This is a genomic window from Stenotrophomonas sp. YJH_SMC_82 (assembly GCF_059368875.1).
This window is the reverse complement of record NZ_JCAFSE010000003.1, coordinates 536,375-554,859: the sequence shown is the minus strand read 5'-3', so window position 1 is coordinate 554,859 and position 18,485 is coordinate 536,375. Positions and strand designations below refer to the sequence as shown.

The following is an 18,485-nucleotide window of genomic DNA, read 5'->3' as shown; positions in this document are numbered from 1 at the left end:
GAACTACCTGGGAAACTCCGCCTTCAACTGCATGCGCAGGGCCTCGACGATGGCCGCATAGCGCCGCTTCTGGACCAGATAGCTGGCCAGGAACAGCGGCAGCACCAGCAGCATCGGTGCCACCATCGGGCGCATCGCCACCAGTGGCAACAGCAGCAGCGACAGGATTGCCACGAACCAGCTGCACAGGCCGATCACCCGCACCTCGTGCCGTCGCGCGTTGAGAACGATGCGTCCACGCATCACCGGGAAGTAGCGCAGGCCGAAGCTCGGTGCGAAGCTCTCGCGGAACGCCATGCTGCCATCGGGCAGCGCATGGAAGGCCAGTTGCAGCCATCTGTCCTGCGGCAGGTCACGTTCCAGGCTGCCCAGCGAAAGCCGGGCCTGCATGGCCGGTGACGCCGCGATGCGTTCGTTGAACAGGGTGATGCCCCAGCTGAAATAGCCGGCCACCCAGGCCATCAGAAGGACGGCTTCGATGAGGAGCACTGGGATCAGGGCGATGGCCATCGGTCTTCCATGAATGGGACCGGTGGATCATGCCATGCGGGACGGCCCATCCACGCAGGACGTGGATCTACTTCAGGGCTTCGCCATCCAGGCCCAGGTCCCATGCCAGGCCCAGCAGTTCATCGTCGGCTCGGGAGGGGGTGGGGCGCGCATCGGCCAGCTGCTGCATTTCGAGCAGTTCCTCGCGGGCCACGTCTTCCAGCCGCTGCAGCTGCTCACGCACGCTCGCGTTGCGCGGGCGCTCGGTGTCGGTGAGGGCGGGCAGGGCGCGGATCAGGGTCATGGTGCGCGTACAGGATGCATCCAATGGCAGGTTACAGGCAAAGGCCCCGGACGAACCGGGGCCTTGCGGGCTGCCGGCGAGGGCAGCGGACATCAGGATCAGAACAGCTCGACGGTGCCGGCGCCCATGCTCTGCTGGGCGACGGGCTTGTGCGGCGGGCGTTCCCATTCGCTGCGCAGCTCGCGCAGGCGATTGCCGGTGCGCTGCAGGGCGCTGGCGATCTCTTCGTCGAACACGCCGCCATTGCGGTGCAGCAGTTCCTGCAGGGCCACCGCTTCGCGGTTGATCGCGGTCAGGCGGTCCAGGTGGGTGTGCACACCGCCCAGCGCCTGGGTGGCGATGTCTTCGAACTGCAGGGCACGCACGGCTTCGGCCACGCTGCCATCGATCGCACGGGCGCACTCGGACACTTCGCGCATGCCGTCGCCCAGCGAGGCGTTGATCTGCGCGACGTTGTCGAGCATCGCTGCTGCTTCCTGGCGGGCTTCGCGGGAGCGGTCCATATCGCGCGAGGCCATGTGCGAAACCGTCTCGCGCACCTTGGCGATGGCGTCCTTGGAGCTGTGCGCCAGCTTGCGGATCTGCTCGTTGAAGGTGGTCGAGCGCTCGGACAGGTTGCGCACTTCGTCGGCGACCACGGCGAAGCCACGACCGGCTTCACCGGCGCGCGCCGCTTCGATGGCCGCGTTCAGCGCCAGAAGGTTGGTCTGGTCGGCGATCGACTTGACGTCTTCCAGCAGCGCGAAGATGCCATCCAGGTGCTGCGCCATCTGGTCGATGTGCTGCACGGTGGTGCTGCTCTGGCCGCTCACCTGTTCCAGCGCTTCCACCAGCTGTTCCATGCGATGGCTGGCGTGCTGGGCGAAACGGGCAACGTCGAGGCCGGCATTGCCTTCATCACCGGCGCGGTCGACGATGCGCGACAGGGCCTGGCTCTGCTGGCGCGACTTGCGGTTCATGGCATCGAAGCTGCCGCCCAGGCTGGAGACGGCCTGGCGGATCAGGTCACGGGCGCGTTCCACTTCGCCACGCGAACCGTCGATCTCGTTGCCGACGAAGTTGCGCAGCTCGGTCAGCAGCTGGTCCTGTTCGCGCAGGACACGGGCGTGCTCGGGGGAACGATGTGCCTGTGCGCGGGTGGTCCACCACGCAAAGCCGAGCCAGCTCAGCGTCATCGTGGTCAGGATCGCCCAGCGCAGGGCGGCCGGCCATTCGAAACCGATGGCGAAGGGGAGCAGCAGGGTCAGAGCCAGGGGGGCGGCCAGACGGATGAAAATGCGTGAGTACATGGACGTTCTCGGGAGGTGCACGGAGGATGTATCGGCCGTACCCCCTTTCTCTTTAACGTCGATGTGCCTCGAAGTGCATTCTGAATGCGCCGGTTTTCCGGCGCCTTGGCGGCCTCGGGGTCAGAGCCCTTTCCGTGCCGGAAAGGGATCCGACCCCTTGGGCAGGCGCAACGGGGTCGGATCCCTTTTCCATGGAAAAGGGCTCTGACCCCACACCCTCAGGCCAGCAGGCGGTCCACGGCCTCGATCATCGCCTTGCGGCTGAACAGGAAGTCCCAGTAGCTGCCGCCCAGCTGGCGCCACAACACCGCCGAACGCACCGCGGCCAGCAGCAGGGCACGGATCTCCGCCACCACGCCGGCCTGGCCCAGGTAGTGCGGGTTGCCCTGCACCATCACCCGCGGTTTCAGGTGGCTGATGGTGTCGGCATACAGGCCGCCCAGGTTGGCCAGTACGTCCGGGTGGCCACTGTCGCCCAGTTCGGTGGCCTGGCGCTGGGCGCGCTCGATGCCCGAGGCGACCTTGTTCACGGTCGCCCCATCCTGCACGAAGCGGCGCTCCAGCTGCAGCACCGACAGGGCCAGCTTGGGCAGCATCGGGTCCTGGCCCTGGCTGCGGAAGTAGTTGTGCAGCAGGCGCAGGCCGGACTTCAGTGCATGACGGTCACCGAACACCGCCTGCGGCGAGGACGCATCCACGCGGAACACGCTGTCCACGGCGGTGCGCACGGCGGCGGCGTCGGAATGGCCGGTATCGGCGATGCGGCGCACCTGCTGCAGGGCCTGGGCAATGCCGGCCAAGGCCAGGACGCGGTCGTCGACAGTGAAACTCATGCAGCGATTACCTCAAAAGGGGAGGGGGTGGTGCGCAGGCGTTGTTCCAGCGGCGCATCGGTGGCGGCGATCACCGCGCCGCCCAGGCACACATCACCGTCATACAGCACCAGCGATTGACCGGGGGTAACGGCACGCTGCGGGCGCGCAAAGGTGACCAGCACGCTGCCATCGTCCAGCACCTGGACCGTACACGGCTCGTCGGGCTGGCGGTAGCGGGTCTGGGCGGTGCATTCGAAGCGCCGTGCCGGCGGTGAGCCGGCGATCCAGTGCGCGGTTTCCGAACGCAGGCGGTCGGACAGCATCCACTTGCTGTCGCGGTCCTGGTCCACGTACAGCACGTTGCTGGCCACATCCTTGCCAACCACGTACCACGGCGCGGCCGGGCGGCCACGCACGCCGCCGATGTTCAGGCCCTCGCGCTGGCCCAGGGTGAAATAAAACACGCCCGGGTGTTCGGCAATCACGCTGCCGTCGGCCGGGTCGAGGATCTGGCCGGGCTTGGCCGGCAGGTAGCGGCCGAGGAATTCGCGGAAGTCGCGCTCGCCGATGAAACAGATGCCGGTGGAGTCCTTCTTGGCGTGGGTCGGCAGGCCGACGTCGCGCGCGATCCGGCGCAGGTCGCTCTTTTCCAGGTCGCCGATCGGGAACAGGGTGGCTGCCAGCTGTTCCTGGCCCAGTTGATGCAGGAAGTAGCTCTGGTCCTTGGATCGATCGGCGCCGCGCAGCAGCAGCCACTGGTGGCCGCGCTGGGTCACCCGTGCGTAATGGCCGGTGGCGATGCGCTCGGCGCCCAGCTCGCGGGCGGCGTCCAGGAAATGCTTGAACTTCACTTCACGGTTGCACAGCACGTCCGGGTTCGGGGTGCGGCCGGCCGCGTACTCGGCCAGGAAGTGCTCGAACACGCCCTGCCAGTACTCGCTGGAGAAGTCGCGGAAGTGGAACGGGATGCCCAGCAGGCCGCACACGGCCACCGCGTCGCGACGGTCATCCTCGGCACGGCAATCACCGCTGCCATCGTCGGCCCAGTTCTGCATGAACAGGCCGGCCACGGCCTCGCCCTGCTGTACCAGGCGCCAGGCGGCGACCGAGGAATCGACGCCGCCGGAGACGCCCACCATCACACGCGGAGTGCTCATGCGACCTCCCGGACCAGCGAAAGCGGGTGGCGCTGGCCACCCAGGTAATCCGCCACCACCTGCCACACCAGCGGGCTGCGCTGGCGCTCGCCGGCGGCCTGCAGCTCGGCCGGGGTCAGCCACAGCGCGCGGTCGATGCCGGTGTCCAGCGGCTGCGCCGGATCGTGCGAAACCGGGCGCGCCGCGTAGCAGAAGCGCAGGAAGGCCGTGCCGTCGCCGGCAGTCCACTGGTAGCAGCCAATGAAGTGGGTCAGCTGCACCGTCCAGCCGGTTTCCTCGCGGGTCTCGCGCAGGGCGGCCTCGGCCAGGCTTTCGCCCGGCTCGAGGTGGCCGGCCGGCTGGTTCAGCACCTGGCGGCCGTCAATGGTCTCCTCGACCAGCAGCACGCGGCCGCCGTCGATCACCACGGTGGCAACGGTGGCGTGCGGTGCCCAGCGCGGGTCCGGCGTGGCGTTCAACTCAGAACTCGTCCTTCTTGGTCAGTTCCAGCTCCATCGCGTCGGCGGTGCGGATGGCCGCATCGATGGCGTCGCTGAGCTGGTCGGCGGTGGCATCGGCGTCGATCTTCACCACGAACATGGCAGTGGTGTCCTGCTTTACCCAGCCGCCCATCTTGGCGTCCTGCGAATCTTCCAGCAGGCGGTTGGCCACGGCCACCGGGAACTGCTTGGTCTTAGCGCTGTAGGCCGGCGACCAGATCTCGCGGATGTTGTGGCTGCCGAAGTCTTCCACCGCCGAGCGCACGTAGACCATCTGGGTGCGGTCACCCTCGACGTCGAAGACCATGCGGTAGTCGCCATCCTCGTCGACCTCGTAGGTGTAACCCAGCTTGTCCAGGTGGCGGGCCACGGACTTGTCGGCCTGGGGCGCGGCGGTGGCAGCACCGGCAGCGGCCAGGGTGATCAGCAGGGCGGGCAGAAGGGTCCTTTTCATGAAGATCCTGTGAAGCAGTGTTGAAAGAAGCTGCAATTGTGACGTTGGGCGTGCGTGCCGTCCAATCTGCGGCGGGCCGACGCAGGCGCGGTGCAACCTCTATAATGGATGGATGCCCCATGAGTCCTCCCCCGATTCCCATCACGAGCACGGCGTTGCCGTGGAGCCCGCGCGCCCGGAAGTGGCGCCGCCGCCGTTCTACCAGGTGATGCTGCTCAACGACGACTACACCCCGATGGATTTCGTGGTGGATGTACTGCAGCAGTTCTTCAGCATGGACCTGGACAAGGCCACGCAGGTGATGCTGCACGTCCATACCCGCGGCCGCGGGGTCTGCGGCGTGTTCACCCGCGAGGTCGCCGAGACCAAGGTTGCCCAGGTCAACGAGTATTCGCGGATGAACCAGCACCCGCTGCTGTGCACGATGGAAAAGGCCTGACCGGCTGCCGATCCTCGTCCGGGTACATCGACTCCGGACACGGCGTGCCCACCAAGGTGGGCACCTACCAAGGCAGAAACCTGTAGAGCCGAGCCCATGCTCGGCTGCTTTTCGTCCCGGCGCAATGATCCCGGATGGAGTGCGCCCACCACGCGCGGAGGTCACGCCTCCGCCAACGCCTCCAGCGCCATGCGTGCCACTGCCTCGTCGACCTCGGCGGGGTCGCCGTCGCCCCGGAACCACACCGCTGACAGCCCCGCGCTGGCCGCGATCCAGCGCAGCAGGCGCGTGCGTTCCAGCCCAGCCAGCGCGCTGACCTGTTCCAGCCGGGCGGCAAACCGCTCGGGCCGGGTGGCCACATGGATGCCCGGGCCACAGAGGTCCGGGTTGCTGAACATTGTCGTGTAGTCGAACGCGCGGTCGCCCAGCAGCCGCTTCGGGTCGATCGCCAGCCAGCCACGCGCGCCGAAATCCAGCACGTTGTCGTGGTGCAGGTCGCCGTGCAGCGGCCGGATCTCGTGTTCTTCCCGCAACACCCGCTCCGCCAGTGATCTGCACTGTTCCAGCAGTGGCGGCAGCGCGGCCCTTGGCTGCAGCAGGTCGGCGAACCATGTACGCAGGCAGACCAGTTCCGCTGGCGGCGCGCTCCGTGGCCGGTGCAGCTGCCGCAGGACCTGGCACAGGATCGTGGTACAGGCATCATCGTCGCCCTCGATCGAACGTTGCCGCAGCGAATCGCCGTCTGCACGCTCGATCAGGATCGCCGGCCCCTCGTGGGCCAGCAGGCGGGCGGCACCATCGCCGTCCCACCAGCGCAGCAGGCGATGGCCGTTCTGCTCCTCGGTTTCGCTGCTGACCTTCAGCATCGCCGGTTCGCCGTCGGCGGTCAGCACCGGCCAGAGCTGGGCGTGGGGCGTCTCGATGGCCGCGCCATCACGCCGCAATCGCCAGCGGCTCAGGTAGGGTTCGCTCATGCTGGGTGGGCTGTCCTGGAGTGAATGAAGATCAAGCGATCTGCACTGCTAACGCCATCTGAACGCAGCAATCCGCTAGGGTGATGGAAATCGCGTAGTCAGGCCGCATATTGTCCCCATCTGCCGCCGGAGTAATCCATGTTCAGCAAAGACCTCGAACACACCATCGGCCAGTGCTACAAGCGCGCCCGTGAGGCCCGGCATGAATTCATGACGGTCGAACACCTGCTGTTGGCACTGCTCGACAACCCGTCCGCCCAGGCCGTACTGAAGGCCTGTGGTGCCGACGCCGAACGCCTGCGCCAGGAGCTGGAGCAGGCCATCGAGGCTTCCGTGTCCCGCCTGGCCGAAGATGACGGCCGTGATACCCAGCCGACCCTGGGCTTCCAGCGCGTGCTGCAGCGGGCCGTGTACCACGTGCAGTCCTCGGGCAAGAAGGAGGTCACCGGCGCCAACGTGCTGGTCGCCATCTTCGGCGAAAAGGACTCCCATGCCGTCTATTACCTCAACCAGCAGGACGTGACCCGTCTGGACGTGGTCAATTACCTGTCCCATGGCATCGCCAAGCTGGGCGAGGAAGGCGAGCAGCCGTCCTCCTCCTCCGAGGGCGAAGGCCGCATCGAAGGCGGGGAGGGCGAGCCGAAGGGTGATGCCCTGACCGAGTTCGCCAGCAACCTCAACGAACAGGCGCGGTCGGGCCGCATCGATCCGCTGGTCGGCCGTGCCGACGAGATCGAGCGCACCATCCAGGTCCTGTGCCGCCGCCGCAAGAACAACCCGCTGTACGTGGGCGAGGCCGGCGTGGGCAAGACCGCGATTGCCGAGGGCCTGGCCCGCCGCATCGTCGAGGGCTCGGTGCCCGACGTGCTGGCCGACGCGGTGATCTACTCACTCGACCTGGGCGCGCTGGTGGCCGGCACCAAGTACCGCGGCGACTTCGAGAAGCGCCTGAAGAGCGTGCTGACCGCACTGAAGAAGGTCCCCAATGCGGTGCTGTTCATCGACGAGATCCATACCATCATCGGTGCCGGTTCGGCCTCGGGTGGCACCATGGATGCGTCCAACCTGATCAAGCCGGCGCTGGCCTCCGGCGAGCTGCGCTGCATCGGCTCGACCACCTTCCAGGAGTACCGCGGCATCTTCGAGAAGGACCGGGCGCTGGCCCGCCGCTTCCAGAAGATCGACATCGTCGAGCCGACCGTGGGCGAGACCTACGAGATCCTGCAGGGCCTGAAGTCCAAGTACGAGCTGCACCACGGCGTGACCTATTCGGACGAAGCGCTGCAGGCGGCGGTGGATCTGTCGGTGAAGCACATCGGCGACCGCCTGCTTCCGGACAAGGCCATCGACGTGATCGACGAGGCCGGTGCCCGCCAGCGGCTGCTGCCGGAAGGCCAGCGCAAGGAGCTGATCGACGTCGAGGAAGTGGAGGCGATCGTGGCCAAGATGGCGCGCATCCCGACCAAGCAGGTCAGTGCCACCGACAAGGACGTGCTGCAGCACCTGGAGCGCAACCTGAAGATGGTGATCTTCGGCCAGGACCCGGCCATCGAGACGCTGTCCTCGGCGATCAAGCTGGCCCGCTCGGGCCTGGGCAATCCGGAAAAGCCGATCGGCAACTTCCTGTTCGCCGGCCCGACCGGTGTCGGCAAGACCGAGGTGACCAAGCAGCTGGCGCTGCAGCTGGGCATCGAGCTGGTCCGCTTCGACATGTCCGAGTACATGGAGCCGCATTCGATCAGCCGCCTGATCGGTGCCCCTCCGGGCTATGTCGGCTTCGACCAGGGCGGCCTGCTGACCGAAAAGATCGTCAAGACGCCGCACTGCGTGCTGCTGCTGGACGAAATCGAAAAGGCGCACCCGGATATCTTCAACATCCTGTTGCAGGTGATGGACCGCGGCGTGCTGACCGATACCAACGGGCGTGAGGCCAACTTCAAGAACGTGGTGCTGGTGATGACCACCAATGCCGGCGCGGCGCAGGCCTCGCGGCGCTCGATCGGCTTCACCAAGCAGGACCATGCCACCGACGCGATGGAGACCATCCGCCGCAGCTTCACCCCGGAATTCCGCAACCGCCTCGATGCGGTTGTGCAGTTCCAGGCGCTGGGCTTCGAGCACATCCTGCGCGTGGTCGACAAGTTCCTGATCGAGTTGGAGATGCTGCTGCAGGACAAGCACGTCAGCCTGTCGGCCACGCCGACCGCGCGCGACTGGCTGGCCCACCACGGCTTCGACCCGCTGATGGGTGCGCGCCCGATGGCCCGCGTGATCCAGGACAAGATCAAGCGTCCTCTGGCCGACGAGCTGCTGTTCGGCAAGCTGGTCAACGGCGGCAAGGTGAACATCGATGTCCGCGACGACGAGCTGGTCGTCGAGACCCAGGCCGAGCCGGAGCGCCTGCTGCCGGTCACGGTGGAGTGAGCTGACGCCGGGCCTGGCCCGGCGGACCTGAAATGACAAGGGCGGCTTCGGCCGCCCTTGTCATATGCGCCATCAACGGCCGCGCTGGCGGGCCTTCTTCTGGAAGGTGGCTTCGTCGATCGGTTCGATCTGCGCCACCCGGCAGTGGTCGGCATCGGTGCGCAGCTGGCTGCGGCCGGCGCTGCACAGCAGGCCCTGCTGGCCTTCGGTGATGAAGCTCAGTTTCCGCGAGTAGCCGGCAGTGGAGCAGTCGTTCTGGAAGTGCACGACATAGTGGTCCTGGCCATTGCGCAGCAGGATGTTTCGCGAAACGCCGGCGCGCACGATCTGCTGGTCGCTGCCCAGCTGGATGCAGTCACTGGCCGTGGAAGGGGGCTCGGCGGCGCGCACAGGCGATGCGCTGGCGGACGCGGCAACGGCGACGAGCAGGGCGGTCAACGTGAGCATGTTCATGGCGGGGCAGGGGAATGGCGATCCGGACTGGATCGGGTCCCACGATGCCGCCACGGATGAAGATGCGAATCTGCCGCAAGCAGGGCTGACCGACGCCACGGTGCGTTCGGTCACGATGACCTCCGGCAGGGCCGGATTGCAGGCATGACAAAAGGCCAGCAACCAGGGCTGGCCTTGTCGCAGTGGCGCAACGCGCCGACCGCTTACTTCATGCGGTAGGTGATACGACCCTTGGTCAGGTCGTACGGGGTCATTTCAACCTTGACCCGGTCACCGGTGAGGATGCGGATGTAGTTCTTGCGCATGCGGCCGGAAATGTGGGCGATGATTTCGTGCCCATTTTCCAGGCGAACGCGGAAAGTGGTGTTCGGCAGCGTCTCGCTGACGGTGCCCTCGAACTCGATGGAATCGTCTTTCGACATGTAGTCCTGTGCGGTTCAGAAAACGGCCACGCTGGGCCTAAGGCGCAGTATTTTACGCGTGACCGGCCCAGCTTGCAAAGTTTGTGTTAACCCCCGGCCAAACGCTGTGCCGGCAGGCGTCCGACCGCCTGCGTCCACGGGCCTTCACGGCCGTCATGGCGCACCGCGTGGCGGACGTGCTGCAGGAACGCCGCGCGCGGCAGGTGCTCGGCGCCCATCCGCAGCAGGTGCGGATTCTCCACCTGGGCATCGATCAGCGCCCAGCCCCAGCCGTGAAGCGTGGATGCCAGCGCGGCCAGGGCGATCTTGGAGCCGCCGCTGGCGCCACTGAACATGCTCTCGCCGAAGAACATCGTCCCGATGGCCACCCCGTAGATGCCGCCGACCAGCGTCTGCCGGTCCCAGACCTCGAAGGAGTGGGCAAAGCCGAGGTCATGCAGCTGGCTGTAGGCCTCGACCATGTCGGGGCTGATCCAGGTGCCGTCCTGGCCGGGCCGCGGTGCCGCCGCACAGGCGCGCATCACCCGGCTGAAGGCGGTGTCGGCGGTGACCTCCCATGTGCTGCCGCGCAACTGGCGGCGGAAGCGGCTGGACAGATGCACGCCATCGGTACGGAACACCATGCGCGGGTCGGGCGACCACCACAGGATCGGCTCGCCCTCGCTGAACCATGGAAAGATGCCGCCCGCATACGCGTTGAGCAGGCGCGCCGGGTGCAGGTCGCCGCCCACGGCGAGCAGGCCGTCGGGCTGGCGCAGGGCGGTCTCGGCCGGCGGGAAGGGGGCGTCCGGCGCGTCGGCCAGGCGCCAGGGCAGCTGGCGGGTCATGCCGGCATTGTATTCGTCGTGGTGATGGATGATGTCTGGCACCATCACGCTTCACCGGCAAGGAGCCTGCGAATGAGCGACCCGATCTCAGCCATCCTCGACCTGCATGACACCCCGCGCACGCGCAACGACAGCCAGGGCATGCTGCTGTCGCTGGCCACCGAGCATCCGCACCAGCTGGGTGAGTTGATGCTGCAGGCCATGGCGCGTCGCTCGCCGGGCTCGGCCTTCCTCGATATGGCGCTGGACCTGCTGCCGGACGAGGCGGTGCCAGCAGTCGCGGCCGAGGCCTGGCGCCGCTATCGCGAGGGCGAGCGAGGTGAACTGCTGGCCAGCGTGATGGAGTTCGCCAGCTACCAGGCGCCGCAGGTGCTGCAGGACGATTGGGAGGCGTTGCTGGTGGTGGCCCATGAGGATGAGGTGCAGTTGGCCTCGCAGGTCTGGCGGGGCTTGCCCGGCGCGATTGCCGCGCACTGGGCGCAGTTGCTGGCCGAGGCCGGGGACGATCGGGAGATGGTGCGCGCGAGGGTGCTGCTGCTCGCTGCTCAGCCCGAAACCTATGCCGTTGCCCGGGGCTACCTCGTCGACTGGGGCCAGCTGGATGCCGACATCTGGGCGCACTGGGCTGGCGTGGCCAACGGTCCGCGGCCGCGTCGCCTGCACGGCGAGAAGCCGCTGCACATCCGCTTCGGCCGTGAGCAGCACCGCGCGCAGTTGGCCGACGAGCCAAGCTGGCGCAAGCGCATCTGGCACCTGCACCCGACCTGGAATGGCGGACAGGTGCAGCACGCCGGCCACATGGGCGGACCGCTGGAAGCGCTGTGTGGCAGCTGCCATGCGCCGCTGCAGCGCCTGCTGCGAACCGATGCTGCCGCGCTGCAGCCGGGCGCGGCGGGTGAGATCACGCTGGGCCTGTGCCTGGACTGCTGCGGTTGGGAAGATCCGCCTGTGCGTTTCTATCGCCACGATGCTGCCGGCCTGCCCAGCTGCCACCCCAGCCAGCGTCTGGAGGTGCCGGCCACGCCGACCGACAGCGGTGATCTGATGCAGGCCGAGGTGGGTCTGGCCGCCATGGACGGTGCGCGCTGGCAGCAACAGGACTGGGGCCAGTCCAACCATCGGCAGAACCTGTCGCGTGTGGGCGGCGCGCCCAGCTGGGTGCAGAGCGCCTGGTATCCGGCATGCATCGACTGTGGCGAGGAGATGCCCTTCGTGATGCAGCTCGATTCGACGCTGCCGACCACGGGTGAGGGCACCCTGCTGTGGGGCAGCGGCGGCATGCTCTATACGTTCTGGTGCGCGACGTGCCGGGTGAGCGGACACTTCTGGCAGTGCACCTGAGCCTGGCGCGCGCCATTGCTCTGGCAGACGCCAACGTTGTCCCCGCCCAATGCACTGGTGGGTGCCAACCTTGGTTGGCACGCCTTCCCGCTACGGCTCTACGCGGAACGGCCCATGCCCCTGCAGCTCCTGCTGGTAGCGCCGCACATCGCGCCGTTCCTGCCGGCACCAGTCCTGCAACGCCTCGGCGAACTCCGGATCGGCTACCCAGTGCCGGCTGCGCACCAGTGTAGGCAGGAAGCCGCGCGCCAGCTTGTGCTCGCCCTGTGCGCCGGGTTCGAAACGGCTCAGGCCTTCGCGCAGGCAGTACTCGATGCCCTGGTAGTAACAGGCTTCGAAGTGCAGGCCGGGCAGGGCGGCGCCGCCCCAGTAGCGGCCGTACAGCGTGTCACCGCCGCGCAGGCACAGCGCGCCGGCAATCGGCTGGCCTTCCTGCTCGGCCAGGAACAGCACCAGCCCGCGTCCCAATGAAATGGCCAGATGGCGCAGGAAGGGCTCGGTCAGCGCCGGGGCATTGCCGTATTCCAGGAAGGTCTGCAGGTAGAAGCGGTACATCGCCTGCAGGTCGGCGCGACTGGCCTCGTCGCCGTGCACCACGCGGAAGCTGATGCCCTGGCGGGTGACCTTGGCCCGTTCCTGGCGGATGTTCTTGCGGTGCTTGTGGTTCATCGCGCCGAGGAGCTGGTCGAATGTCGCCCAGTCACCCGGGTTCTGCCACTGGAACTGCACGTCCTCGCGCAGCAGCCAGTCATCGCCGAACAGCGCTTCGTCCGCTGCGGTGTGGAAGTTGATATGGGCCGATGACACCTCCAGTGCCGGCAGTGCATCGCGCAACGCCGACAGCAGCGTAGTGCGCTCTGAATCGTGACGGGCCAGCAGGCGCGGCCCGGTGACCGGCGAGTACGGCACCGCGCCCAGCCACTTCGGGTAGTAGTCGCGGCCATGGCGGGCATAGGCATTGGCCCAGGCGTGATCGAACACGAATTCGCCGTGGGAGTTGGTCTTCAGGTAGCCCGGAATTGCGCCGATCAGGCGCTCGCCCTCCCACAGCGTGAAGTGCCGGGGTTGCCAGCCCCAGTCCTCGCGCAGGCAGCCGTGCTCTTCCAGGCCTGAGAGGAAGGCGTGGCTGATAAACGGATTCTGGCCGTCGTGCAGGGCATCCCAGTTGGTGGCGGGAATGGACTGAAGGGAGTGGAGGAAGCGGGTGGAGGGCATGGTTGGCAAGGATAGGCCAGGTGGATCGCGAACGGTGTTGGCGGAGCTGGGTTGGTTTGTTTCGGTTGGAGGTGAGGAAAATTTGAATTCTCCATCCGTGTGCGCTGTGTTGCGGAATCGCCGTCGCGCGGCTGGGCAGGGTGGCGGGACGCCGCATGAGCGGCGTGTGTCCCACCACATGGAGGAATCAACAATGAAGGGATTGAAGCTTGCAACTGCCGCGGTCGCGTGCGGCCTGATCTTTGTGCCGCCCGTGTTGGCTTCTGGAGATCAGCCGGCGAAAGTGCTTGAGGATGCAGGTGCTCACGCGGAGGCGGTTGCGCTGTTGGAGCGTGAAGCTTCGAACCAGCTGACGCGTCATTTGCAGGAGAGGGGTGAACTGCGACAAATCAGCGTCAGCATCCGTCTGGATGTGAAGGCAAGATCGATGGTGATCAGCTTTGGGCCTGGATACCTTCCCGGCCCGGATCGCGGTTATGACGAGCTCTTCCTGATTCCGATGGCGTCTACGTTGAGGTACTACGCCGAGAAGTCGGGACTGGATGTGAATGATATTGACTTCCTGTTTGACGGAAAAACCCTTGAGGAATACTACCCCGAGGATCTGGCCGTTCCGCCGAAGACGAACGAGAAGTCGACGCATACATCAGCTTTGGTGTCAGCAAGCCATGGCTACATCAGCTTGCATCCCAGCAGAGAATGGAAGTTTCAGCGCCCAGCGCCTCTCGGCATTCAGGAAGACACGCTGAGTCCACTGTTTGGTGACGAACTGCAAGGATTGATCGAACAACGTAGCGGTTTGACGGTGCACCGGGCACGCAGCCGCTCCACGGAACTCCATCCGGAGTCCGGGAAGCCATGGGAGCACATGTCATCCCGCTACCACCTCAAGGCGCTTTTCCCCGAACGCACCGACATGTGGAATGAGTTTCCGAACAGCCCAGAGTCTGCTCGCGAAAAGGAAGAGGACATACGGGCTCGCCCCAACTACGCAAACCATCTGGGTGTGGATGTGATGCTGAGCCTGCACACCAATGGCAGCGATTCAGCCAGTCTGCGTGGAACCGAGGTCTACTATCATCAGGACAAACCGCAGGACAAGGCGCTGGCGGATAGCATTCTCTGTGGGATGCGTGAAATCATCCGAGCGCAACCGGGCTATCGGGATTTCCCGATTCGCGAGAGTTCGACCTCGGCCAGGCACGGCGAGAACCGCATCGGGAAGATGCCCTCGGTGATCATCGAAACCGCCTACCACTCCAATCCTGACGATGTGGCCGCCTTGCAGGACCCCGTCTTCCGCTCGGCGTCGATGAAAGGGGTGGAGAAGGGCTATCGCCTGTGGGCAACAGGAAAGACGTGTGAGCCGCTGTCCGGGCAGCCGATCGCAGATGTCGACGTTCCATCCGGCGACTCGCGCGAGGTGGACGTGGCGTTTGCGGGCCATCCGCAATTCCCGATCAGCCTGATCACCCGCAATACGCTGTGCCCATCAGGGTGGAACTGCAGCGGACGGACGGTGGTCATCGATTCGCCTGACCAGCCCAGCAGGATGCAACTCAGCTGCGGTCGCGACAGCGTGGGGACGCTCGGCTGGGAGACGCATGTGTTGGATGCGGATGGGGTCAAGTCGCAGCCCGTGCCTCACACCGTTCGTTGTGTTCCCGGTGCGGCCGGCCCTGATCGAAATGGCTTGCCTGAGAATACGGCTGCCGCAGGGATGTAACGAGAAAGGCCGACGCTTTCGCGTCGGCCTTTCTCCTGAGTCGAGCATGGCTCGACTCTACAGAGCATAATCAGCGCTTCAGCTGGCCTTGCCCTGCGCGTCCAGATAGCGCTCGGCGTCCAGAGCGGCCATGCAGCCGAAGCCGGCCGAGGTGATCGCCTGGCGGTAGTGCTGGTCGGCCACGTCGCCGGCGGCGAACACGCCTTCCACCGAGGTCTGGGTAGCGTTGCCGCCCAGGCCCGAACGGATTTCCAGGTAGCCGTTGTTCATCGCCAGCTGGCCGTCGAACAGGGTGGTGTTCGGGTGGTGGCCGATGGCCACGAAGAAGCCGTGGGCATCGATGTCGCGGGTGCCGCCGTCCAGGGTGGACTTCACGCGCACGCCGGTCACGCCGGCGTCGTTGCCCAGCACTTCCTCCACCTGGTGGTGCCAGACGGTCTCGATCTTGCCTTCGGCCACCTTCCTGAACAGCTTGTCCTGCATGATCTTCTCCGCCTTCAGGGTGTCGCGGCGGTGGACCAGGTAGACCTTGCGGGCGATGTTGGACAGGTACAGGGCCTCTTCCACCGCGGTGTTGCCGCCGCCGACCACGACCACGTCCTGGTCGCGGTAGAAGAAGCCGTCACAGGTGGCACAGGCGGACACGCCGCGGCCCTTGAACTCGTCTTCGGTCGGGATGCCCAGGTACTTGGCGGTGGCGCCGGTGGCGATGATCAGCGCGTCGCAGGTGTACTCGTGGCTGTCGCCGATCAGCTTGAACGGGCGCTGCGACAGGTCGGCGGTGTGGATGTGGTCGAAGATGACCTCGGTCTCGAAGCGCTCGGCGTGGGCCTGCATGCGCGCCATCAGGTCCGGGCCCATCAGGCCGTGGGCGTCACCCGGCCAGTTGTCCACCTCGGTGGTGGTCATCAGCTGGCCGCCCTGCTGCAGGCCAGTGATGACGACCGGCTTCAGGTTGGCACGGGCGGCGTAGACGGCGGCGGTCCAGCCGGCCGGTCCGGAACCGAGGATGACGAGGCGCTGGTGGCGGGAGGGCAGGCTGGTGCTCATGTAGACTCGCGAAAAGGTAGATGGGACAAGGCGCTGGCGATGTTTGCGCAGCATCCGTGGCTGGTCATAGAGTGGCGGCTGGGGCAGGGCGATTCAAGCCGATGAACAGAACGCCGTCATCCAGCGGTGGTTTCGGCCCTGTCCGGGCCCGGTCAGAAGTCGCATAACTGAAAACTGACGCCGTCTCATTTATTATCAATCACTAACAGCGCATTCCAAAGGTATGGTCTAAGGTGGCGAAGCAGGTCCCTGAACGCTCCAAGTCGGACGACAGCAAGGCGTCACGTCGCACGGCCGCGGCGGCGACGACCGACAATCCACGCCGCCAGCGCCTCTGGCGCGACCTGGGCCTGATCGCGATCGCGCCGGCCCTGCTCTATCTGGCGGCGAGTCTTTTCACCTATTCAGCGACGGATCCGGGCTGGTCGCACACCGGCAGCGTGGTCGCGCCGGTGCACAACCTCGGTGGTCGCGCGGGCGCCTGGATCGCCGACGTGCTGCTGCAGTTGTTCGGCTACATCGCCTTCCTGCTGCCGGTGGTGCTCGGTGCGCTGTCGTGGATTGCCATGTTCGGCCTCAAGCGCGAGAGCAAGGGCGAGAACGACCTGGACCCGGCGCTGCGCCTGGTCGGCCTGGTCGGATTCCTTATCGCCGGCACCGGCTTCCTGCATGTACGCCTGTTCAGCGGCGATGTCTCCAGCGCCGGCGGCATTCTCGGCAAGCTGGTTGGCAATTCGCTCACGGTGGGCTTCGGTGCGCTGGGCGCGAACCTGTTCGTGCTGGTGTTGCTGCTGGCCTCGATCACCCTGGCCACCGGGCTGTCCTGGTTCACGGTGATGGAAAAGATCGGCCGCGGCGTGATGTCGCTGGCACCGTTGCTGGCGCGCAAGAAGGAAGAAGTCACCGAGTGGCAGCAGACCCGGGTGATGCGCGAGGAGCGCCAGGAGGTGCGCAAGGCCGATGCCGAGGTCCGCGCCAAGCGCGAGCCGGTGAAGATCGAGCCGCGCCCGGAACCGGTGATCGAGAAGAGTGATCGGGCCAAGCGCGACACGCAGATCCCGATGTTCCGTGGCGTCAACGGCGACGGCTCGGACCTGCCGCCGTTGGCCCTGCTGGACGACCCCAAGCCGCAGCCGGTGGGCTACGACAAGGAAACCCTGGACGCGCTGTCACGGCAGATCGAGTTCAAGCTGAAGGATTTCCGCATCGACGCCCAGGTGGTCGGCGCCAACCCCGGCCCGGTTATCACCCGCTTCGAGATCGAGCCCGCGCCGGGCATCAAGGTCAGCCAGATCAGTTCGCTGGACAAGGACATCGCGCGCGGCCTGTCGGTGAAGTCGGTGCGCGTGGTCGACGTGATTCCGGGCAAGTCGGTGATCGGCCTGGAAATTCCCAACGTCACCCGCGAGATGATCTACCTGTCCGAGCTGTTGCGCTCGAAGGAATACGACAAGTCGGCCAGCGTGCTGACCCTGGCGCTGGGCAAGGACATTGCCGGGCGCTCGACCGTGGCCGATCTGGCGCGCATGCCGCACCTGCTGGTGGCCGGTACCACCGGTTCGGGCAAGTCGGTGGCGGTCAACGCGATGGTGCTGAGCCTGCTGTTCAAGGCCTCGCCGAAAGATCTGCGGATGCTGATGATCGACCCGAAGATGCTCGAGCTGAGCGTCTACCAGGGCATCCCGCACCTGCTGGCGCCGGTGGTCACCGACATGAAGGAGGCTGCCAACGGCCTGCGCTGGTGCGTGGCCGAGATGGAGCGCCGCTACAAGCTGATGAGCGCGGTGGGCGTGCGCAACCTGGCCGGCTTCAACAAGAAGGTGAAGGAAGCGCAGGATGCCGGCCAGCCGCTGATGGACCCGCTGTTCAAGCCGAACCCGGAGCTGGGCGAGGCGCCGCGTCCATTGGAGACGCTGCCGTTCATCGTCATCTTCATCGACGAATTCGCCGACATGATGATGATCGTCGGCAAGAAAGTGGAAGAGCTGATCGCGCGCCTGGCACAGAAAGCGCGTGCGGCGGGCATCCACCTGATCCTGGCCACGCAGCGCCCGTCGGTGGACGTGATCACGGGCTTGATCAAGGCCAACATCCCGACCCGTATCGCCTTCCAGGTCAGCTCCAAGATCGACTCGCGCACCATCCTCGACCAGTCCGGCGCGGAGACCCTGCTGGGCCACGGCGACATGCTGTACCTGCCGCCGGGCACCGCGCTGCCCGAGCGCGTGCATGGTGCGTTCGTGTCCGATGACGAAGTGCACCGCGTGGTCGAGCACCTCAAGGCGATGGGCCCGGCCGACTATATCGACGGGGTGCTGGACGAGGTGCAGACGATGGGCGACGGCGTGGTCGTCGGTGCCACCGGCCTGCCCGAGACCAGTGCGGCCGGCGACGAGTCCGACCCGCTGTATGACGAAGCGCTGCGGGTGGTCACCGAGACCCGCCGCGCCTCGATTTCCGGCGTGCAGCGCCGGCTCAAGATCGGCTACAACCGTGCAGCGCGACTGATCGAGGCCATGGAAGCGGCCGGCGTGGTCAGCCCGCCCGAGCACAACGGCGACCGCACGGTGCTGGCACCGCCGCCGCCGAAGTAAGGCCCGACGTATCCCCCACGACGTCCAAGGAAC

At 66.3% G+C, this 18,485-nt stretch carries 19 protein-coding genes; 6 read left to right on the top strand and 13 right to left on the bottom strand.

What is annotated here, in order from left to right; genetic code table 11:
• Positions 1–3 precede the first annotated feature (3 nt).
• The 7 genes from AC5P53_RS15275 to AC5P53_RS15245 form a co-directional block, all read right to left on the bottom strand.
• The gene (locus AC5P53_RS15275) at positions 4–510 is read right to left on the bottom strand and encodes a hypothetical protein (RefSeq protein WP_241886788.1); all 507 of its coding nucleotides are present in this window, start codon (positions 508–510) and stop codon (positions 4–6) included.
• A 67-nt stretch (positions 511–577) separates the two neighbouring features.
• Entirely contained in the window at positions 578–793 is a 216-nt protein-coding gene (locus AC5P53_RS15270) for a hypothetical protein (RefSeq protein WP_241886789.1), read from the bottom strand.
• A gap of 98 nt (positions 794–891) precedes the next feature.
• The gene (locus AC5P53_RS15265) at positions 892–2,082 is read right to left on the bottom strand and encodes a methyl-accepting chemotaxis protein (protein WP_014647075.1); all 1,191 of its coding nucleotides are present in this window, start codon (positions 2,080–2,082) and stop codon (positions 892–894) included.
• Between the two features lie 218 nt (positions 2,083–2,300).
• Positions 2,301–2,915, bottom strand: coding sequence for a high frequency lysogenization protein HflD (gene hflD, locus AC5P53_RS15260; protein ID WP_049439883.1), 615 nt, complete (start codon positions 2,913–2,915; stop codon positions 2,301–2,303).
• Entirely contained in the window at positions 2,912–4,054 is a 1,143-nt protein-coding gene (gene mnmA, locus AC5P53_RS15255; RefSeq protein ID WP_049403980.1) for a tRNA 2-thiouridine(34) synthase MnmA, read from the bottom strand. The genes hflD and mnmA overlap by 4 nt, the downstream gene beginning before the upstream one ends.
• The gene (locus AC5P53_RS15250) at positions 4,051–4,512 is read right to left on the bottom strand and encodes an NUDIX hydrolase (protein ID WP_014647078.1); all 462 of its coding nucleotides are present in this window, start codon (positions 4,510–4,512) and stop codon (positions 4,051–4,053) included. The genes mnmA and AC5P53_RS15250 overlap by 4 nt, the downstream gene beginning before the upstream one ends.
• Position 4,513: 1 nt before the next feature.
• On the bottom strand, positions 4,514–4,987 hold the full coding sequence (locus AC5P53_RS15245; protein WP_014647079.1) for a hypothetical protein: 474 nt from the start codon (positions 4,985–4,987) through the stop codon (positions 4,514–4,516).
• A gap of 112 nt (positions 4,988–5,099) precedes the next feature.
• On the opposite strand from AC5P53_RS15245, the gene clpS reads away from it, so the two are divergent.
• Complete coding sequence (gene clpS, locus AC5P53_RS15240; protein WP_006444529.1) at positions 5,100–5,426, top strand: ATP-dependent Clp protease adapter ClpS; 327 nt, start codon at positions 5,100–5,102, stop codon at positions 5,424–5,426.
• 161 nt (positions 5,427–5,587) lie between these two features.
• Here clpS and AC5P53_RS15235 read toward each other — a convergent pair whose 3' ends face one another.
• A complete protein-coding gene (locus tag AC5P53_RS15235) occupies positions 5,588–6,400 on the bottom strand; it encodes an APH(6) family putative aminoglycoside O-phosphotransferase (protein ID WP_241886790.1) in 813 nt (270 codons plus the stop codon).
• 138 nt (positions 6,401–6,538) lie between these two features.
• On the opposite strand from AC5P53_RS15235, the gene clpA reads away from it, so the two are divergent.
• Entirely contained in the window at positions 6,539–8,824 is a 2,286-nt protein-coding gene (gene clpA, locus AC5P53_RS15230; protein WP_032961881.1) for an ATP-dependent Clp protease ATP-binding subunit ClpA, read from the top strand.
• Positions 8,825–8,896: 72 nt separating this feature from the next.
• Here the strand turns inward: clpA and AC5P53_RS15225 are convergent, their stop codons facing one another.
• Positions 8,897–9,271 carry a hypothetical protein gene (locus tag AC5P53_RS15225; protein WP_229767389.1) on the bottom strand — a complete coding sequence of 125 codons (375 nt, stop codon included), beginning with the start codon at positions 9,269–9,271 and terminating at the stop codon, positions 8,897–8,899.
• On the opposite strand from AC5P53_RS15225, the gene AC5P53_RS15220 reads away from it, so the two are divergent.
• Positions 9,264–9,425 (top strand): hypothetical protein, encoded by a 162-nt coding sequence (locus AC5P53_RS15220; protein WP_153643327.1) that lies wholly within the window; start codon positions 9,264–9,266, stop codon positions 9,423–9,425. The genes AC5P53_RS15225 and AC5P53_RS15220 overlap by 8 nt on opposite strands.
• Before the next feature lie 55 nt (positions 9,426–9,480).
• Here AC5P53_RS15220 and infA read toward each other — a convergent pair whose 3' ends face one another.
• A complete protein-coding gene (gene infA / locus AC5P53_RS15215; RefSeq protein ID WP_005409596.1) occupies positions 9,481–9,699 on the bottom strand; it encodes a translation initiation factor IF-1 in 219 nt (72 codons plus the stop codon).
• Between the two features lie 86 nt (positions 9,700–9,785).
• The gene (aat, locus tag AC5P53_RS15210) at positions 9,786–10,526 is read right to left on the bottom strand and encodes a leucyl/phenylalanyl-tRNA--protein transferase (RefSeq protein WP_014647084.1); all 741 of its coding nucleotides are present in this window, start codon (positions 10,524–10,526) and stop codon (positions 9,786–9,788) included.
• A gap of 72 nt (positions 10,527–10,598) precedes the next feature.
• Here aat and AC5P53_RS15205 point away from each other — a divergent pair, with 72 nt between their 5' ends.
• Positions 10,599–11,867: a hypothetical protein gene (locus AC5P53_RS15205; RefSeq protein ID WP_049439875.1), complete on the top strand. Its 1,269-nt coding sequence runs from the start codon at positions 10,599–10,601 to the stop codon at positions 11,865–11,867.
• A gap of 90 nt (positions 11,868–11,957) precedes the next feature.
• On the opposite strand, the gene AC5P53_RS15200 is transcribed toward AC5P53_RS15205, so the two are convergent.
• Positions 11,958–13,082: a GNAT family N-acetyltransferase gene (locus AC5P53_RS15200; RefSeq protein WP_495227454.1), complete on the bottom strand. Its 1,125-nt coding sequence runs from the start codon at positions 13,080–13,082 to the stop codon at positions 11,958–11,960.
• A gap of 193 nt (positions 13,083–13,275) precedes the next feature.
• Here AC5P53_RS15200 and AC5P53_RS15195 point away from each other — a divergent pair, with 193 nt between their 5' ends.
• Positions 13,276–14,808: an N-acetylmuramoyl-L-alanine amidase family protein gene (locus tag AC5P53_RS15195; RefSeq protein ID WP_241886793.1), complete on the top strand. Its 1,533-nt coding sequence runs from the start codon at positions 13,276–13,278 to the stop codon at positions 14,806–14,808.
• Between the two features lie 78 nt (positions 14,809–14,886).
• Here the strand turns inward: AC5P53_RS15195 and trxB are convergent, their stop codons facing one another.
• Positions 14,887–15,858, bottom strand: coding sequence for a thioredoxin-disulfide reductase (gene trxB / locus AC5P53_RS15190; RefSeq protein WP_014647087.1), 972 nt, complete (start codon positions 15,856–15,858; stop codon positions 14,887–14,889).
• Positions 15,859–16,091: 233 nt separating this feature from the next.
• Here trxB and AC5P53_RS15185 point away from each other — a divergent pair, with 233 nt between their 5' ends.
• Positions 16,092–18,452: a DNA translocase FtsK gene (locus AC5P53_RS15185; protein ID WP_014647088.1), complete on the top strand. Its 2,361-nt coding sequence runs from the start codon at positions 16,092–16,094 to the stop codon at positions 18,450–18,452.
• Positions 18,453–18,485 lie beyond the last annotated feature (33 nt).

Excerpts from the sequence above, each read along its gene's own strand:
- AC5P53_RS15275 (WP_241886788.1), bottom strand. The coding sequence starts at position 510 with ATGGCCATCGCCCTGATCCCAGTGCTCCTCATCGAAGCCGTCCTTCTG.
- AC5P53_RS15270 (WP_241886789.1), bottom strand. The coding sequence starts at position 793 with ATGACCCTGATCCGCGCCCTGCCCGCCCTCACCGACACCGAGCGCCCG.
- AC5P53_RS15265 (WP_014647075.1), bottom strand. The coding sequence starts at position 2,082 with ATGTACTCACGCATTTTCATCCGTCTGGCCGCCCCCCTGGCTCTGACC.
- hflD (WP_049439883.1), bottom strand. The coding sequence starts at position 2,915 with ATGAGTTTCACTGTCGACGACCGCGTCCTGGCCTTGGCCGGCATTGCC.
- mnmA (WP_049403980.1), bottom strand. The coding sequence starts at position 4,054 with ATGAGCACTCCGCGTGTGATGGTGGGCGTCTCCGGCGGCGTCGATTCC.
- AC5P53_RS15245 (WP_014647079.1), bottom strand. The coding sequence starts at position 4,987 with ATGAAAAGGACCCTTCTGCCCGCCCTGCTGATCACCCTGGCCGCTGCC.
- clpS (WP_006444529.1), top strand. The coding sequence starts at position 5,100 with ATGCCCCATGAGTCCTCCCCCGATTCCCATCACGAGCACGGCGTTGCC.
- AC5P53_RS15235 (WP_241886790.1), bottom strand. The coding sequence starts at position 6,400 with ATGAGCGAACCCTACCTGAGCCGCTGGCGATTGCGGCGTGATGGCGCG.
- clpA (WP_032961881.1), top strand. The coding sequence starts at position 6,539 with ATGTTCAGCAAAGACCTCGAACACACCATCGGCCAGTGCTACAAGCGC.
- AC5P53_RS15225 (WP_229767389.1), bottom strand. The coding sequence starts at position 9,271 with ATGCTCACGTTGACCGCCCTGCTCGTCGCCGTTGCCGCGTCCGCCAGC.
- infA (WP_005409596.1), bottom strand. The coding sequence starts at position 9,699 with ATGTCGAAAGACGATTCCATCGAGTTCGAGGGCACCGTCAGCGAGACG.
- aat (WP_014647084.1), bottom strand. The coding sequence starts at position 10,526 with ATGACCCGCCAGCTGCCCTGGCGCCTGGCCGACGCGCCGGACGCCCCC.
- AC5P53_RS15205 (WP_049439875.1), top strand. The coding sequence starts at position 10,599 with ATGAGCGACCCGATCTCAGCCATCCTCGACCTGCATGACACCCCGCGC.
- AC5P53_RS15200 (WP_495227454.1), bottom strand. The coding sequence starts at position 13,082 with ATGCCCTCCACCCGCTTCCTCCACTCCCTTCAGTCCATTCCCGCCACC.
- AC5P53_RS15195 (WP_241886793.1), top strand. The coding sequence starts at position 13,276 with ATGAAGGGATTGAAGCTTGCAACTGCCGCGGTCGCGTGCGGCCTGATC.
- trxB (WP_014647087.1), bottom strand. The coding sequence starts at position 15,858 with ATGAGCACCAGCCTGCCCTCCCGCCACCAGCGCCTCGTCATCCTCGGT.